19 protein-coding genes are annotated in these 17,209 nt (G+C 34.2%); 10 read left to right on the top strand and 9 right to left on the bottom strand.

What is annotated here, in order from left to right; genetic code table 11:
* Position 1: 1 nt before the first annotated feature.
* From QXK50_07320 to QXK50_07310, 3 genes are all read right to left on the bottom strand, one after another.
* Positions 2-973, bottom strand: a complete 972-nt coding sequence (locus QXK50_07320; protein ID MEM2008957.1) for a DUF2797 domain-containing protein — start codon at positions 971-973, stop codon at positions 2-4.
* Positions 974-1,229: 256 nt separating this feature from the next.
* Complete coding sequence (locus QXK50_07315) at positions 1,230-1,466, bottom strand: hypothetical protein (protein ID MEM2008956.1); 237 nt, start codon at positions 1,464-1,466, stop codon at positions 1,230-1,232.
* Positions 1,444-1,653, bottom strand: a complete 210-nt coding sequence (locus QXK50_07310; GenBank protein MEM2008955.1) for a hypothetical protein — start codon at positions 1,651-1,653, stop codon at positions 1,444-1,446. The genes QXK50_07315 and QXK50_07310 overlap by 23 nt, the downstream gene beginning before the upstream one ends.
* Before the next feature lie 407 nt (positions 1,654-2,060).
* Between QXK50_07310 and QXK50_07305 the strand changes: the two genes are divergently transcribed.
* From QXK50_07305 to QXK50_07285, 5 genes are all read left to right on the top strand, one after another.
* Complete coding sequence (locus QXK50_07305; GenBank protein ID MEM2008954.1) at positions 2,061-2,360, top strand: hypothetical protein; 300 nt, start codon at positions 2,061-2,063, stop codon at positions 2,358-2,360.
* Positions 2,361-2,599: 239 nt separating this feature from the next.
* Entirely contained in the window at positions 2,600-3,373 is a 774-nt protein-coding gene (locus QXK50_07300; protein ID MEM2008953.1) for a basic amino acid ABC transporter substrate-binding protein, read from the top strand.
* A gap of 5 nt (positions 3,374-3,378) precedes the next feature.
* Positions 3,379-4,032, top strand: coding sequence for an amino acid ABC transporter permease (locus QXK50_07295; GenBank protein ID MEM2008952.1), 654 nt, complete (start codon positions 3,379-3,381; stop codon positions 4,030-4,032).
* Positions 4,029-4,793, top strand: a complete 765-nt coding sequence (locus tag QXK50_07290) for an amino acid ABC transporter ATP-binding protein (GenBank protein ID MEM2008951.1) — start codon at positions 4,029-4,031, stop codon at positions 4,791-4,793. The genes QXK50_07295 and QXK50_07290 overlap by 4 nt, the downstream gene beginning before the upstream one ends.
* Positions 4,790-5,467 (top strand): amino acid ABC transporter permease, encoded by a 678-nt coding sequence (locus QXK50_07285; GenBank protein ID MEM2008950.1) that lies wholly within the window; start codon positions 4,790-4,792, stop codon positions 5,465-5,467. Before QXK50_07290 ends, QXK50_07285 begins: the two co-directional genes overlap by 4 nt.
* A gap of 86 nt (positions 5,468-5,553) precedes the next feature.
* On the opposite strand, the gene QXK50_07280 is transcribed toward QXK50_07285, so the two are convergent.
* Positions 5,554-5,775: a hypothetical protein gene (locus QXK50_07280; protein MEM2008949.1), complete on the bottom strand. Its 222-nt coding sequence runs from the start codon at positions 5,773-5,775 to the stop codon at positions 5,554-5,556.
* A 150-nt stretch (positions 5,776-5,925) separates the two neighbouring features.
* Here QXK50_07280 and QXK50_07275 point away from each other — a divergent pair, with 150 nt between their 5' ends.
* The gene (locus QXK50_07275) at positions 5,926-6,756 is read left to right on the top strand and encodes an ABC transporter ATP-binding protein (protein MEM2008948.1); all 831 of its coding nucleotides are present in this window, start codon (positions 5,926-5,928) and stop codon (positions 6,754-6,756) included.
* Here the strand turns inward: QXK50_07275 and QXK50_07270 are convergent.
* Genes QXK50_07270 through QXK50_07255 form a run of 4 tightly spaced genes read right to left on the bottom strand, consistent with a single transcriptional unit; the run spans position 6,734 to position 10,122 of the window.
* Positions 6,734-7,501 carry an energy-coupling factor transporter transmembrane component T gene (locus QXK50_07270; protein MEM2008947.1) on the bottom strand — a complete coding sequence of 256 codons (768 nt, stop codon included), beginning with the start codon at positions 7,499-7,501 and terminating at the stop codon, positions 6,734-6,736. The genes QXK50_07275 and QXK50_07270 overlap by 23 nt on opposite strands.
* A complete protein-coding gene (locus QXK50_07265; GenBank protein ID MEM2008946.1) occupies positions 7,492-8,355 on the bottom strand; it encodes an ABC transporter ATP-binding protein in 864 nt (287 codons plus the stop codon). Before QXK50_07265 ends, QXK50_07270 begins: the two co-directional genes overlap by 10 nt.
* A 59-nt stretch (positions 8,356-8,414) precedes the next feature.
* Positions 8,415-9,380: a hypothetical protein gene (locus tag QXK50_07260; protein ID MEM2008945.1), complete on the bottom strand. Its 966-nt coding sequence runs from the start codon at positions 9,378-9,380 to the stop codon at positions 8,415-8,417.
* Positions 9,373-10,122 (bottom strand): hypothetical protein, encoded by a 750-nt coding sequence (locus QXK50_07255; GenBank protein ID MEM2008944.1) that lies wholly within the window; start codon positions 10,120-10,122, stop codon positions 9,373-9,375. The genes QXK50_07260 and QXK50_07255 overlap by 8 nt, the downstream gene beginning before the upstream one ends.
* 341 nt (positions 10,123-10,463) lie before the next feature.
* On the opposite strand from QXK50_07255, the gene QXK50_07250 reads away from it, so the two are divergent.
* Together QXK50_07250 and sppA are read left to right on the top strand one after the other, a co-directional pair.
* On the top strand, positions 10,464-12,692 hold the full coding sequence (locus QXK50_07250) for a glycoside hydrolase family 31 protein (GenBank protein ID MEM2008943.1): 2,229 nt from the start codon (positions 10,464-10,466) through the stop codon (positions 12,690-12,692).
* A 1,106-nt stretch (positions 12,693-13,798) separates the two neighbouring features.
* A complete protein-coding gene (gene sppA / locus QXK50_07245) occupies positions 13,799-14,707 on the top strand; it encodes a signal peptide peptidase SppA (GenBank protein MEM2008942.1) in 909 nt (302 codons plus the stop codon).
* A 27-nt stretch (positions 14,708-14,734) separates the two neighbouring features.
* Here the strand turns inward: sppA and QXK50_07240 are convergent, their stop codons facing one another.
* Positions 14,735-15,457, bottom strand: coding sequence for a hypothetical protein (locus QXK50_07240; protein ID MEM2008941.1), 723 nt, complete (start codon positions 15,455-15,457; stop codon positions 14,735-14,737).
* 555 nt (positions 15,458-16,012) lie between these two features.
* Between QXK50_07240 and QXK50_07235 the strand changes: the two genes are divergently transcribed.
* Positions 16,013-16,846, top strand: coding sequence for a SagB/ThcOx family dehydrogenase (locus tag QXK50_07235; GenBank protein MEM2008940.1), 834 nt, complete (start codon positions 16,013-16,015; stop codon positions 16,844-16,846).
* Between the two features lie 2 nt (positions 16,847-16,848).
* Positions 16,849-17,178 (top strand): hypothetical protein, encoded by a 330-nt coding sequence (locus QXK50_07230; GenBank protein MEM2008939.1) that lies wholly within the window; start codon positions 16,849-16,851, stop codon positions 17,176-17,178.
* Positions 17,179-17,209 lie beyond the last annotated feature (31 nt).

The raw sequence follows: 17,209 nt of genomic DNA, 5'->3' as shown, positions 1-17,209 counted from the left end.
ATTACTTCACTATCTCTATATTCAATGCTTTATCCCTGATGAAGTGATAGGGAATAAAGAGTCTACGATTATTTATAGAAATTGTGATACCTCCAAGCAAATATTCTATAACTTCTGCGTATCCTTCAATGCTATTTAATCTAGTTTCCTCATGAACTATATATGTTTTTGCTATGTTCTCGAAATACTTATCGCTAAACCTAATAACAGGTAAAGGTTTGTCTTTGTTGACGATCTTTCTAGAAATAAGTAGAGGCTTTATTTGGCGGACAAACGTCAATACGAATTGTGTTAGGTGGGTCTCTAAATTATACATATTTACATTCTTTATCTGTTCAATTCTTTCAGATACTCTAACTCTATCCCTTATTTTACTACCAGCTAACGTCTTCTCAATCTCTCTAGCTCTAGCCACATCTTCAACAAAAGCTACTGGTGTGGCATATACAAATATTTGTTCAAAAATCCTATTAAGGTTCTTCATAGCATTAGCTATACCTACCTTGACATTAGATCCACCAAGAGATAAAATATACACCATATGTGGAACTTGAGCCAAACCTACATCAGGTTTAGTGTTGCTTAATCCAAATACATAAGAAAGATACTTACTGTAGTTAGATCCCTTATGAAGTGAGCAAAAACCATTACTAACTCTAGCCATGCAGAAAACATCCTTTCTATACAGATACATTAAATTCTCTAGAGGATCGTGAATAAATGAAACAACTATATCCCCAGAACAAACTCTATACAGAGATATAGGGCGATATATCTTTATAAAACTACCTGAGGTAATAGAATGGAGATTACCTTCTGTATCGTACAACAGTAATCTCCATCTATAGGGATCTACAACCTCTACAACAACTTCCTGAACATCTTTACCAAAAAGGGCTAGTGGCAATTCATAGCTATACTTACGAATATCTTCAATACGCATAGATACATCAATACTGTTCACGAAATACATAACACATCCTATACTTTTTATCTAGTTTCAGAATTAAAGAAACTTGAAAAACGAATTAGTATTGATGGAAAAGCTAAAACTTTTGTTGTAGCATATAATAATTGGTCATAATGCATATGCTACTGAAGTACGAGGTGTAGTATGTGAGGAGAGGCATCTAATAAAAATCATCTATATCTAGAGCATACGTTATATAGTATCCACGTTCACGAGCCATGTTAAGCGCGATACATAAATAGTCTTCATTATTTAATTTCTATTTTCCATACATTTTCAATGCTTCTAAGACCTTCTTTATCTCTTCTAGAGATATACTTGCATATGCTTCACTACCTGCCTCCATAAGCCTATTATTCCAGTAGATTCCTGGAGCAGAAATACTGAACCCTATGGGCTTCTCATACTCAATAGACAGATCTAAGAGTTTACTGATTACTTGATTGAATACATATTCATCTAGTTGTGTTCCTTTAACTATGGCACCGATAACCACAATACTCGATGTTATCTCTATCTCTTTCTAGAATCCTTTTAACTAGTATGGGTATTCCAAGGAGACTCGCCACCCTGTATATTCCGCTTATTTCGAATCCATAGTTTTTTGCGTTTTCTTCCGCGAATTTGACCATGGGGTCAACAATAGTTCCAAGTCTTGTAGCCACAACAGCTATGCGTGGCATAGGTGGTCACCTGGATTAACGATATTATTGAACTAAATAAGTCTATTCTTTAAACATATACTAAAGACTTGATTAGATCTTGAAGAATTTCCCGATAATACTATATTTTAACTATTTAATCTATTTAAATAGTTAATACCACGTCGATAATGATTATAGAAAGAGTATTTGCAGGAAGTGGCCAAATAGTTATAGCATCTAATGTATAAGGAACAAATAACAATGTAATCAAGTAATCAATATATGTAGTAGATTGTCTACTGACTAAATAACTTAATGAAATCTATGCATAACTATGTATGAAAAGGTTTATATATGAGAAGTATTGAGTAATACAGAGGTCTATAGATTGTGTGAATATTACAAGATGTTCATGATGTGTTGGACATGTTGAGGATGAGAGGCATATGGTGTATACAGACAATCTGAGGGATCTTCTTAATGTAGCAGATATGTTATGTAGTAGATTTAATGTACTTTGTGGTGAACAAGACGAAGCTATACTCAAGTTTGCTTTAACTTGGATCGAGAACTTTCTCTACATAGATCCAATAGAATGTGTTGCTGATATATCTTGTGTGGAAAAGATATTCGATATGCATTCCAGCATTGTTGCATATGCATATAGAGGTGAATACTTGATCAACATCTCAGAACATATGATAATAGTGACAGAAAAATTATTGAAATTAAACGAAACCGGTTAGCTATATGGGTTCCTCAATTAAGGCTATGAATAGAAGGATGGAATAAATTACATAGATTGTTTAAAATGAACTATATAGAATGATGAAGTTAGCCTTTAGTAAATCATAATTGGGAACGCTGTTGCTGACACATAGTATCTCTAATGATCCTTATTAGAGTTCTAACATTTTATTAAAATATCATGTAACTTAATAATATTTTTATATCAGTAACTAGTCAAACTAAATGGGCTCTAGATATGAGAGCTTGGATTTATATACTTGTAGTAGCTGTCGTTGTAGTTTCAGTTATGGCTATATATCTTGCATATAGTTACTTCCTTTCATTATCACCAAAGCCCAAGATTTTAAGAATAGGTACCTCACCTGATTTCCCACCTTTTGAGTATATTGATGAAAAAACAAACGAGGTCGTAGGTATAGATATAGATCTTATTAAGGCTGTAGCTAATAGACTTGGATACAGTGTAGAGATAGTGAGTATGGATTTTGATGGACTCATACCTGCTCTAGAACAAGGACATGTAGATATAGTTATATCTGGTATGACTATAACCGAGGAAAGAGAAAAGAGAGTTGACTTCAGTATACCTTATTGGGAAGCTGATCAAGCAATAATAGTTTTTAGAGGTTCTTCCTATAGACCTCAATCCTTAGAAGATTTAGATAATTATATTGTAGGAGTTCAAAGCGGTACTACAGCAGCAGAGCTTTTGGATAATCTCGTGAAGCAAGGCTATAGGATAGAGATAAAGAGGTATACATCATACACATTAGCAGTACAAGATCTCATTAATGGTAGAGTTGATGCAGTAGTAGTAGATTCTCCTGTAGCTAGAGCTCTTGAGAAAAGATACAGCATAGAGATATCATGTGTAATACCAACAAATGAGAGGTACGGTATAGCTGTAAGAGAAGGTAATAGAGAGCTTTTGGATCAGATAAATAAGGTATTGAATGATATTCTTAATAGCAATGAATGGGATCAAATAATAGCTAAATACTTAGGCTAATCAAAATGAGTTTTGAGGAATTTTTTCAAACATTGTTATTAATTCTATTGAGAGGTTTTTTGAATACATTTGTACTTTCAGTTGGTGGATTTTCTTTAGGACTCTTTCTAGGAACTTTAATAGCTTTTGTGCAAGTATTCATAGGTGGTGTATACAGTAAAGTTATAGACTATGTTAACAAGACTATACGTAGTATTCCACCTATATTGATGCTCTTCATAGTTTTCTATGGTCTAAAGCTGAACAATATAGCTTCAGCTATAATAGGTCTAGGCATTATAAGCTTTTCTTATCAATCCCAAATCTTTCGAGGTATAATAGAAGCTATAGCAGCTAGACAGCTAGAAGCTGCACTCTCTATAGGTCTAGATAGATGGAAATCATTTAGATACATTATACTTCCTCAAGTGATAGTTTTATCTATTCCAGCGTTACTTAACGAATTTACTATTCTTCTGAAGGACTCTTCAATAGCTTACGCTATAGGTGTTGTAGAAATGTTTACTGTTTCCATCAATATCGCTAATGCTAGAATGGAATACGTTATACCTTTAGCTTCAGTAGCTATTCTCTATTTAATAATATGTTATACGATATCATTTGTATCTAATTTAATTCATAAGAGGATCGGTTCTCTAGGCTATGGTGCTCCTCTATGAATGTTTTACTGAAGGCTATAAATATCCATAAGTATTTCGGTAAACAACACGTGCTTAAGGGTGTAGATCTAGAGGTAGAAGAAGGTAAAACAGTTGTCATTATAGGGCCTTCTGGATCAGGCAAATCAACGCTTCTTAGATGTCTAAATCTTCTAATAAAACCTGATAAGGGTACAATATTATTTAATGGTATGGATATAACGAGAGGAAAAATCAATATACATAGAGTTAGACAAGAAATAGGTTTTGTTTTTCAAAGCTACAACCTTTTCACTCATCTAACCGCTATTGATAATGTTATGCTCGGACTTGTAAAGGTTAAGAAAATGGATAAATCCATGGCTCGAAAAATCGCTGAAGAGGCTCTGATTTCTGTAGGTATAACAGAAGATCTTTGGAAGAAGTATCCAGCACAACTTTCTGGAGGACAACAACAAAGAGTTGCTATCGCACGAGCAATAGCTATGTCTCCTAAGCTTCTTCTACTAGATGAACCTACATCAGCTCTAGATCCGGAGCTAACGGTAGAAGTACTCAACGTTCTTGAGAAGTTATCAGAAAAGAAAATGACTATGATTATAGTTACTCATGAACTTGGATTCGCTATGAGAGTTGCAGATGAAGTTATATTTATGGAGGATGGAAGAATTGTCGAGAAAGGTCCTCCTGAAAGAATATTGTTGGCTCCAGAAAAAGAGAGAACAAAGATTTTCGTTTCAAAACTTATGGAGCTCTACAGAATTGATAGGAGATACAAATGATAAGTGAATTACTTGATATATTTTCTAAATACGGTATAGATTTAGTATTAGCCTTTATATTGACTTTAGAGTTAACATTTCTGTCATTCTCTATAGGCTTTGTAGGAGGTATAATTATAGCCGTTCTAAGAAGCTCTATAGCTAAACCATTTAGATCCCTTTTAACATTATTTATCGAGATTGTTAGAGGTACTCCGATGATTGTACAGCTATTCTTTGTATACTATACGCTACCTGTTTTAGGAATTAAGTTGGATTCATTTACAGCTTCATTAATAGCATTAGGATTAAATTCTGCGGCATACCAATCAGAATATCTGCGAACGGCAATAAACTCTATACCTAGGGAACAGTGGGAAGCTGCATATTCGCTTGGATTGAGTTCTTTTAGTACAGTCATTAATGTAGTGATTCCTCAAGCTCTAAGAATAGCGATACCATCATTAACAAATGAGCTGATATATCTTCTAAAGTTTAGTTCTATAGCTTATTTTGTGGCTCTACCAGAACTTATCTATACAGCTAAATGGATTGCATCAAAAACCTTCGCGTATATGCAGATCTATATAGTCATAGCATTGTTCTATACAGCTGTATCCATGATCTTAAGCGAAATCGTGACTAGAATAGAGAAAAAGGTATCTATACCTGGATTAACAATAAAAGTGTCGTAAGCTGAAAGTAGCTAATTTATAAAACTTTCTTTAAAATGTTATATGTAGTTAACTGCGAATATGTGTTTCAGATGACTAAAATACCCTTAGTATACCTTTCCCGTTACTGTGTCATAGCATATTATCTGGTTTAATTCGAAAACACATCTTATTGTACTGTTTCTATTTACTATGTGGGTTTCTTCATAGTTATCGTCTTGTTCGTATTTTTCTTGAAGTCTAGTAGCTGATTCAGTTGTTCTTCCGTATATATTGAAGACTTTTTTCAAACCCTCTATAGTGTGTTTCACAATTAGCTCTAACTTCATATCTCTCACCCAAGTGAGTATAAGTGTATTAAACCTAATAGGTTTGTAGTTTTATCGAGTATAACTAAGTTATACTGAGTATACCTAGCTAAACTTTATAACAATTTATAGAATCAATTATATCGGTAATATACAGAGATAGTGATGTATATGTCTGTATGTATAGAAACTAGATCTCTGAGTGTCGAGAATACTGAAGGTCTCAAAATACTGGATGATGTATCTATAGATATATCTTGTGGAGATTTTGTTATAGTTTCAGGACCTAGTGGTGGTGGCAAATCTACTCTTCTAAAGATTTTTATAGGTATTGTTGAAGCTTTTAGAAACCTTAAGGTCTCTGGCTATGTTAGGGTTCTAGATGTAGATGTTCTTAAAGAAGGTTTCAGAAAGCTTTTGGGGAAAGTTGGTATTGTTTTTCAGAATCCTATTAACGAGATCTTTTCTCTAACTGTTGAAGAAGAGATAGCTTTTCCTCTTGAGAATATGAACTTAGAGCCTATTGAGATTAGCAAAAGAATTGATAGAGCTTTACATATTGTTAATATAGAGAATCTCAGAAATAGATTAGTTCACGAACTCTCTATGGGTCAAATTCAGCGTGTTGTCTTAGCTTCTGTAATAGCTATGGAGCCCCAGATACTGTTATTGGATGAGCCTTGCGCCTATATGGATCCAGGATCTAAACGTAGATTTTATGAGTATGTATATAGCTATTGGAGAAACAGTAATGTGACAGTAATTGTTGTAGAACACGATCTAGACTATGTGTTAGGCTATGCTACAAAACTTCTTATACTGAATAGAAGAGTTGTAGCTTATGGTAACCCTATAGATGTTTTAAGCAGGGTTAGAGTTGAAGATTACGGTATTAAAGAACCTATCTATATCAAAATGTGTAGAGGATTTGGAAAAAGCGCTAAAAGTGTTGAAGAAGCAATAGACTGTTTGAAGAAATTCATATGCCGGGATAGAAAATAGCTATAGCTATAGATATACATAACGTTATGACAAGCACATCAAGCATCTTTATGGTTTCTGTGTACAGGTATGTTCTTTTGTTGGTATATCCAAAGCCTTTAACCTCAAGAGATATAGCGATTTCATCAACCCTCATTAATGTTGATATTGTTAACGGTATAAATATAGCTAGATAGCTCCTCAATTTCTTGAGCAAGTTCTTTTCGAATATCAACCCCCTAATCTTTTGTATAGATACTATCTCTATGAGGTCTCCAGCTATAACTGATACAAATCTCAATGCAAGAATAAATCCATAGCTATACTTATAGGGAATACCTATTCTATTGAGAACCCTTGCTAATGACTGTGGTTTCGTAGAGACAAAAAGTATGTGGAAGGATAACGCCATAGACATTACTCTAGCTATAGCAACACCAACATTTCTAGCCGTAGATAAAACCACATAGATAGGATTCCCAATAATTGTGTATATATGTACAAAAAACACCATAGGTGCTATAAATAAGAATACAGAAATCACCAAGGAGAAAGTATTTCTCCAATTAATCAGAAAAATAGATAGTAGAACAAGAACTGCTAATGTAGTTAAGACCAGCTCTGGTCTAGAGGCTATAGCTATAGTTGTGGTAAATATTGTAAAAACAATCTTAGAGACTGGATGAAGTTCATAGACTTTTTTCTCGTTTGGACGATATAGAAATACTCGTGAAATATTCTTCAGATATAAACTTGTTAATGACAAATCACATCCCGAAGTTTATCCATATGCAGTAAAATGTCTACAAATGTCTGTAGTTCTTCAAAATCTATACCAAGTCTTTTTGATAGCTCTATTTCAGCAGGAATCCCTAGACCATATCTATAGAGATTTTCAACAAATTCTATAGCTTCTCTAACTGATCCATCATAGATTATCTCACCGTTAGCTAGAACAATAAGTCTAGAGCTCGGTATTAGGGTAAGTAGATCTAAATCATGTGTAGATATCACTACTGTTGTTCTGTAATGATTATTGATCCTCTTAATCATATCTATGAAATTCTTCTTCAGTATATAATCAAGACCTGCAGTAGGTTCGTCTAGAAGTAATGCAGCGGGATTGTGTACAAGAGCAGATGCTATAACGACTCTTCGTACCTCTCCCTCGCTTAATGTGAATGGAGATCTATCTAGTAGATCCACTATATCGAGTCTAGTAGCTATATCGAGAACGTTTTTCTCGATATGTTGTATATCCATACCCAGATTTCTAGCTGTAAAAGTTATTTCGTCTATAACCTTTGGATTAAATATATGGAACCATGGATTTTGATGAATATAGCCTATAAATTTAGCTAGAAATCCTTCAGAAACGTTCTTAGTGTTGTAGCCACATACATATACATCACCTTTTTCGGGTCTAAGTATCCCAGAAAAAATCTTTAGTAGAGTAGACTTTCCAGCACCATTGGGACCCATAACTATAACTATCTCTCCTTGATCTATATCTAGAGATACATTTCTTAAAACATATCTATCTTCGTATCTAAACCATACATCTTCAGCCTTTAGAACAGCTCCATGTCTACAAGAATCACGATAATCCTCTTTATCCATATCTGTCGCCCAATCAGCTAGGGTGTCCAACATCATTTACTCAGATAGCTCGAAATTCATCATGTTGTTTCCGAATGTTTAATTACCTCTATATCTATACCGTTATTGCCGGGTCTCCATATATATATCCATTTAGGATCTGTAGTCATTACAGCTTCTACTGCGTTATCAACAACATTTTTGTCTATTAAAGCAAATAGTGCTTCACCAATCATATTCATTGATGCTCCTATAACTCCTTCAACTTTGTTTAGCAACTCTATGGTGTTTCTGACTGTTGGTGTCATTATTTTTGAGTCTATAGCAAACCTATAGCAATTATCTATAAAGGTTTCTGGGGTCGGGTTTAGCTCAATCTTTCTTAAAGTCTCTAGCCCAATTGCTCTGACTTTCTCTAGATCTTCTAGATTAGTGAGTATAGTGTTTTTCGGTATGGGTTTGTAAAAGGCTGTTAATGCTAAAAGAGAATCATCGATAGGTATACACATTATCTCAGCATATCTAGGTCCTCCTGGTTTTCTCACAATCGTTATACCGTTGCATGGCTTCACGATACCGACAACTGTTCCCAGACCTGTTTTACAGACTATGTCTGCCTCATGAGCTATTTCTGTAATTGTGTAAAAGTCTAGAGGGACATTTAGAGCCTTAGCTAATGCGAAAGATATAGCAACAGCTGATCCTCCACTTGTGCCGTATCCACCACCTATTGGTACAGAAATACTCTGTTTTATGATTATTCTATTACTTTTTTCCTCGGATATGGATAGTATTTTCTCGACTATGTATCTAGCTAAACAACTATTTACCTCAACACCATTGATTATGTTCAATAAAGCTACAGATCCTTGGCTTCTGTCCAAAGCCTCTAGAGAAATCTCTACAGTAATAGTGCTGTCTATACCAAGACCTCCTCCAGCAGCACCTGTTGTCTCCAGACTACCTGTTATATGGGGTACAAAAAAGCCTGAAAGACCTGAAGAAGCTCTAGCCTTTACTTTCACCGTTCTTTCTTCTCTATCCATATTTCTTCATCCACATCTCTATAGCTCTCACTATAGGTGGTGCTAGATATATCATAAACGGTATCTCTGTATAATATGTCCAGAGAAACCATGCTAATGCAGCAACAAAAGGTGCTCTGACCTGAAATTCGGGAGGTATTGTAGCTATATCTAGTCTAGCTATATAGCTATAGAGCCATAGCCCCAAGCCTATGTAGAGAGAGCCTACCATAAGCCCTAAACTATATGCTAGAGCTTCATTTGGATAGATATAGCTTTTCTTGCGAAACATTAAAATAACTAATGAAGTGGCTATAGCTATTGCAGATATTAATGCAACACCAATAAATACTATAGTTGTGGCAAGATCTATGAAACCTACGCTATAGAGATAGTAGAGAGCTATTCCGGGAACAAACTGTATAACTATGGCTAATAAAGCCAAAAATTTAGATTCTCTTGATCCCTTTCTAGCTATGAATCCAAGGATATAGAAACCTATAAAGTTTGCAGGAACACCTATTGTTAGACTGATCAATGCATTACCATGAACAACCATATCGCTTACAAATATCCCTATAGCTGCACCAAGACCACCAACTAAAGCTCCAAAAACTTCAGCAAAAACAGCTGGTATAAAAACCGAGGGCCAGAATCTGACACCTCCAACAGCAATAGCGAAAATTCCAAAAGTAGTAGCTACGCCAACCAATGCATAAAGAGCGGCATTTACAACAGCTAACACTATATCTCTTATCTTCATAACTATAACACCTCTAAACCTAACAAGAAGTGAATTAAAATTATTTAAATATAACTATTAGTGAAGTTTAAATAAATTAAATACTGAAGGTTAGGTCTCTATAGAAATACTATCATTAATATAGATAGATGGTATACGAACTTTACAGACTATGACAAGTTTGTTAACATAACTAGTCATAGTCAGTGGGAATAAAATCAATAACACAGCATGTTTTATTTATTAGCTCTATGTCTATGTGGTATTGTTCTACAGTATTCATTTAATGGTGCTTCTGATTAAAGGTTAAATTTGTGTTACTTGATATTTGATATAAGTCAATGAATAAGAATGTGAATTATATGGTTAAAGGTAGAGAATTTGTTGAAGTGGATTTTGGTCTCGGTAAACTTAGGATCTATGTGTATCGTTCAAATATTGTTCGTGTAACTCATATACCCTATGGAGGAAGTGTTGAAGATAGTTTTGTGATCATTAGTAGACCTATGCTCTATGGATATAGTATTGATGATAGAGAAGGTTGTATAGAAGTTTGTACTGATGAAGTATGTGTCTATATTGATAGACATAGAAACTCTATAGATTTTGAAACCAGAGATGTAAAGCTTTCTGAAGTTGATAGAAAAGCTTTTGATCTTAAGAATTATGGTGAAGCTCTCTATAGTTTTGAACATACATTTGTTATAGATGTAGATGAAGCCCTCTATGGATTAGGTCAACATGCTGGCTATTCATCGCATTCGGGTTTTAATTATAGGAATAGAACTGTTTATCTAGCTCAAAGAAATACAGATATAGCTGTACCTTTCATGATTTCAAGCAAAGGTTATGGTATTCTATGGGATATGTATTCCATGGGGGTCTTCAGCTCTAGAGGTAATAAGTTGAGGATGTGGTTTGAAGCTGGAAAGGTACTAGATTACTACTTTATCTATGGACCTGATATAGATCGTGTTATACAAGGATATAGATATTTAACAGGTAAAGCACCTCTACTACCTAAGTATGCTCTTGGATATTGGCAATCTAAAGAAAGATACGCGTCTCAAGAAGAGATAGTTTCTGTAGTTAAGATGTTTAGAGACAGAGGTATACCAATAGATATTATTGTTCAAGACTGGAGGTACTGGGGTAAATATGGGTGGAATGCCTTTAAATTTGATGAAGAGTATTATCCAGATCCAAAGAAAATGGTTGAAGAAATTCATAGTATGGGTGTTAGACTAGCTATATCTATATGGCCTATTTTCGAGAAGAATACCGATATCTATAATGAGATTAAAGAGATAGGGTGTATTATGGATGGAGGTGATAGAGACTTTGGTCTTCTGAATGTATTCAATGAAAAGTGTAGAGAATGGTTCTGGAAGAAGATTGAAGAATCGTTCTTCAGCATAGGTGTTGATGGTTGGTGGCTAGATGCATCTGAACCAGAAGTAAAACCTCTACTTATATACACAACATGGCAAAAGGATCTAGATACAGGTAAAGGTAAGATGATTAAGTATCTAAACCTTTATCCACTTCTTGAATCTAAAGCTGTTTACGAAGGCCAAAGAAAAGTTTCGAACAAAAGAGTAGTTATACTAACTCGATCTGGTTTTGCTGGTATACAAAGGTATGGTGTAATTAATTGGTCTGGTGATGTAACAGGTGATTGGACCACCTTTAGGTCACAGATACAGGCTGGACTAAATTACTCTATCTCAGGTCTACCTTATTGGACAACAGATATAGGTGGTTTCTTTAGCGGTAACCCGGATACAGAAGGCTATAGAGAGCTATTTATTAGATGGTTCCAGTTTGGAGTCTTTAATCCTATCTTTAGAGTTCATGGAACCTATTATCCAAAGGAACCATGGAGATTTGGTGAAGAAGTAGAAAAGATACTTACGAAATTCATTAAGCTACGATACAGATTATTGCCATATATTTACACACTTATGTGGAAGGTCTATAGCGAAGATTATACAATCATAAGGCCTCTAGTGATGGATTTTAGAGAAGATCCTGAAGTTCTAGATATAGATGATCAATATATGTTCGGACCCTATATCATGGTCTCCCCCATCACAACACCATCAACATATGAAAGAGAAGTCTATATACCAAAAGGTCTTTGGTATGACTTTTGGTCTGGAGAGAAATTCTATGGAGGAAAATACATTAGAGTTGAAGCTCCACTAGACAGAATACCACTACATATAAGAGCAGGTTCTCTTATTCCTATGGCTTCTTCAGGTATCAAGAACTCTATGGAAGAGGTGAATGAGATAGAGCTTAGGGTTTATAGAGGAAGAGATTCAGAATTCTACATATATATAGATGATGGTGAAACCTATAGATACGAGCTAGGAGAATACACATTAATACCCTTGAAATGGTCTGAAGAAGAATCCAAGCTGATTATAGATAACAAGGTAGGTAAATACAGCATAAATGATATTGTCTTCAAAATAGTTATAGTTGATAGAGAGAGAGGTGGAGGCATCGAAGAAGCTCAACCAGATACAGAGGTTATATATAGAGGAGATAAAATAATTATTGAATTGAAAAACAACAAGTCATAGTCTAATCATCATGATAACCATGAGCTCTACATCAATACTCAGTATCTAACCACTTTTATTCAGTTTTAAACACAGCTCTACACTTCATTAAATCTTGCAAATAGATTACCTAGATATTCAAATAATTCTATTGAATAACATTCAAATAATTATAAATATACATGTTCTAATTTCACAGAATTTCCTAAAAACAATACAGCTTTAGAAACTGATAAAAGATTCTAAAGATACATTCTATCTCAATTAAAACGACAAGAGAATCAGAAAAATACATAAAGTCTAAGCACAATTACGGATATACTCGAATACACAATTCAATGTTAATTTATCAGAACAGGCCGACATCATCATAATACTTCAGCACGGAGCGAATACATCATCTAGCAAATCTCTAGCTCCAACTAACTATAAATAATTATTAACTTATCACAATTAGTATCTTAAATCGTGTAGAGCTAAATAAAAAAAGAGCTACACTTTATCATGTCTATCTATCTATTATATCTGTTTGTTATATCTGTCTATAGTTCTCAGGATCTCGAGATTAATGAAACAGAAGATTGAATCTAAATAATTCATTATATTTCTTCAGGTATAGATGCTCTAAGTAAGAGATAGTAGTTCTCAATACTCTATATAGAAAATCAGTAATTCTTGATTTTGTTTACCAAACTCTATATACAATGTAGTTTTGACTTTCTATAACTATGTTCTATGTTTACAAAATCTTTTACATTATGAAGCCATCTTTTAGGGTGGAGAGGATCAAATCATAATGCTATATGTTCAATAAATTTAACGCTCTTTATTTCAATGTATATGAACAAAAATAATGAAAATAAAATAATCACAACAAGATCTTCATAAACATCAAAGATATAGACATTTTAATAAACAGATGTAGTTTTCGACATCAAGATGATTATCAGTATTGTAAGTAGCGTATTGAAGCTATATACATTGTTTATAGATGTGTCTTCTGAATATTTGTATAGAAGGATCGCATCTGTATAGATAGATTAATCTAAGCTTATCTAGGTTTCTCTGTATGATATTTGAACTTCAAGACTTATAACCTGTTATGTACAGATATTTTGGGTATACCTATGCGGAGAAGATCTCTCTTTATAGTCATAGGAATAGCGGTAGGAATAGCGATTGTTATATCTTATCTACTTGTCTGGAGTTTTGTACAGATATCTATAGGGTATATTGCTATTGTGAAGCTTGAGGGAACTATAGGATATAGTAGAGGTTTTCTGAGTTCTGTGGGTATTACTCCTGATGATGTTAGACGATATGTTGAGATACTAATTTCAGATCCAGCTGCAAAAGCTGTCGTAGTTATCGTTAATAGTCCTGGAGGTTCTGCCTCAGCTTCAGAAGAAATCTATCAATACATTAAGAAGTTAGCCGAAGTGAAAACTGTTGTAGTGTATTCTCCCGAGACTTTAGCTAGTGGAGGTTACTACATTGCTTTACCAGCCCATAAGATTATTGTATCTCCATACGCATTCGTAGGTTCTATAGGAGCTGTATCCATCGTTCTTGATGTTGAAGATCTTCTTAAGAATATAGGGATTAACGTAACCATAATAAAATCGGGTGAATATAAAGATATAGGCTCTATATATAGATCGCTTACAGCTGATGAATATAAGATATTTAGCGAGTTGGTGAACAAATCTGCAGAACTATTTATAGAGAGAGTAAAAGAGAATAGACCTAATGTGGCTAGCGAAGTATTTACAGCTAGAGTATATTTAGGGATAGATTCTGTTAAAGTGGGTTTAGCAGATGATATTGGAACACTCGAATACGCTATAAGTATTGCAAGAAAACTTGCAAATCTACCTCAATATACGCCCACAAGAATTATAGAGAGACCTAAAGGTCTTCTAGAGATATTGCTAAGTCTTCAAACAAGTTTTACTGAAAATACATTACATAGAGCTACTGAAGAGTTATTCCTATCCGAATTTCAAAACAAGATACTGTTCCTGTGGATAAAATAACCGAGTAAGATGATAAAGTAGGACGTACTACGAGAGTAAGAGCAATAGTATGAAGGACAGTATAATCGATACAACCGTAACCATCACTATAGATTTTGTAATACTCCTCTCAACTCTATACCCATTTTTTATTATACGTCTTTCTTTGAATAATCTTGTAAACTTTTCATCTACTTCCATGGGAACATCTCTCCATGATCTATACCATAGATTATCGCATGTTGTATAATGTACCATAGAAACATCATGTCTATGAATCCTTGATTTATTGAGTCCAAGACCTAGACGCCATATAGAGGGTCTCACAATCTCTAATTCTTTTTTAGATGTAGTGGTATGTAGAATTTTGGTTAATGTACTGATTATCAAGGAGAGATAGGGTCTAAGTGGTTTATGTCTAGGATCTTTGGTAATAAGTGTTGCTACTTCATCTATGTAGTAAGCCAAAGGTTCAAGAGCTTTAATAACTTCTCGACATGATAGAACATAACTAATGACTCTAGAATTACCTCTATAGGATTCTAGAACCATCTGTATAAGAGACGTTAATTTGATGAGATAACCATCAATACTTCTAACTCCTGAAATACCCGATAAGAATTTATCTATAGCTTCAGAAAAAGATGAGACTGAAGAATCATTTGAGAAACAGCTTACAGAATCTAGATCAACGTGTTGTAGATTTATGGTACACAAATCACGATTAGAATCACCATGTTCTCTCTTTACAACCACATAATTTTGCACCAACACAACACCAAGAAAGTATAATATACTTTCATCTATTTAAGGATGTAGATGTCAGGCGTTTGCTAGTCTCAATTACGCTGGAATACCGTTTAAAATAAGTTACAAAAATTACAAATATTTTAACAATTACTTAGCTCTAGCTACAGTCTATAACAGTATTGAATATAGTGACTCAGTAAATCATTTACTAGATAACGCATTTAGTTAAACTAAAATATTATGTATTTACCTCAAGGCTTAGATAACGTCAGTATCAAACATATAGCTATGGTTATTAGACACAAAATCTACATCTATTCTATATTATAGCTACATCTCCTTAATTGTATTGAAGAATACCTATAGAGGTGGACACTCCATAGTTGTTAATAGAAACAACATCGATATGAGGTTTCAGAAACTAGTAAACCCATTTACCGGATTAACAATATTATTAGAAGTAGATTAGAGTAGATCCAAGAACATAAGCCATACACTCTTTCTAACAAAACAATTGTTGAAATAACATTAAACTTTATTTGATGTGTAGAGTAATCACTATTCGGTGTTGTTATTATGAGACTTGAGTTTGTGGCTTATCTAATTGTATTGGTTATAGTTATAGCTATAGTTGCATACACCTTGTCTCTTATTTATGGTAAACCATATATTCAGCCATCCGATAAAGAGTATAGAGAAGGTGTATCCATGGTCTCTATTGTTGGGGATATAATATATCTACCTCCACCTAGAAAGGTGACTAATGTTAGTGTTGAAGAGGCTATTCTATGGAGGAGAAGTATAAGGGATTACACAGCAGATCCGTTAACAATTGATCAGCTTTCTATGATTCTTTGGGCTGCTTATGGAGTAACAGAAACTACATGGGGTCTTAGAGCTGCTCCAAGTGCAGGAGCTACATACCCTCTAGAAATATATGTTGTTGTTGGGAATAGAAGTGTTCTTCTAGACTTAAACAAGTATCTTGATGCGGGGGTCTACAAGTATCATATACATAGCCATAGCTTGGAGCTCGTAAAAAGAGGTGATTTTAGAAACGAGTTAGCTAGAGCTGCTCTAGACCAGAGATGGGTTAGAGAAGCTCCTGTAAATATAGTCATTACGGCTGTGTTTGAGAGAACAACATCAGTTTATGGAGCTAGAGGTAGAGAAAGGTATGTACCTATGGAAGTAGGCCACGTGGGGCAAAACATATATCTTATGGCTACGGCATTGAGACTTGGAACGGTTGTTGTTGGTGCCTTTATCGATGATTGGGTAGCTAGAGTTGTATCTGCTTCAGAGGATGAAGTGCCTATGTATATAGTGCCTGTAGGTGTTCCTAGAGAATTTAGGGAGACGTCTTTTGAGGAAATATATAGATTTATAGAAAGGAATAGAAGGAGATAGATATGGTTAAATCGCTTAGGTTAGCATTAGCTATAGTCGAGACAACATCCATACCATTGATAATACTTACAGCTCTATACATTCTATCTGGATACCAATTACTCTATCCCCAAGTATACTTCATGCCATCAGCAAGAATCATACATATTGATCTCTACCTAAGATTAGTGTTCCTGATCTTAGTGTATCTACACTCTCTAGCAGGTATAATAATAATTTGTGAAAGAAGATTAAGTAATAAGTTGTTCAAAAACATTCTGGAATACACAGCTATAGCTCTATTATCAATACTTATAGCGATCCCCCTAGCACTAGAAATAGTCTATAGATGAAATCCAGCTGAAGTAGATTTCATTCGATGAA

It is taken from the genome of Ignisphaera sp. (assembly GCA_038831005.1).
Classification (GTDB): Archaea; Thermoproteota; Thermoprotei_A; order Sulfolobales; family Ignisphaeraceae; genus Ignisphaera.
Note: the sequence above shows the minus strand (reverse complement) of the source record. Positions and strands in the feature narration are given on the sequence as shown.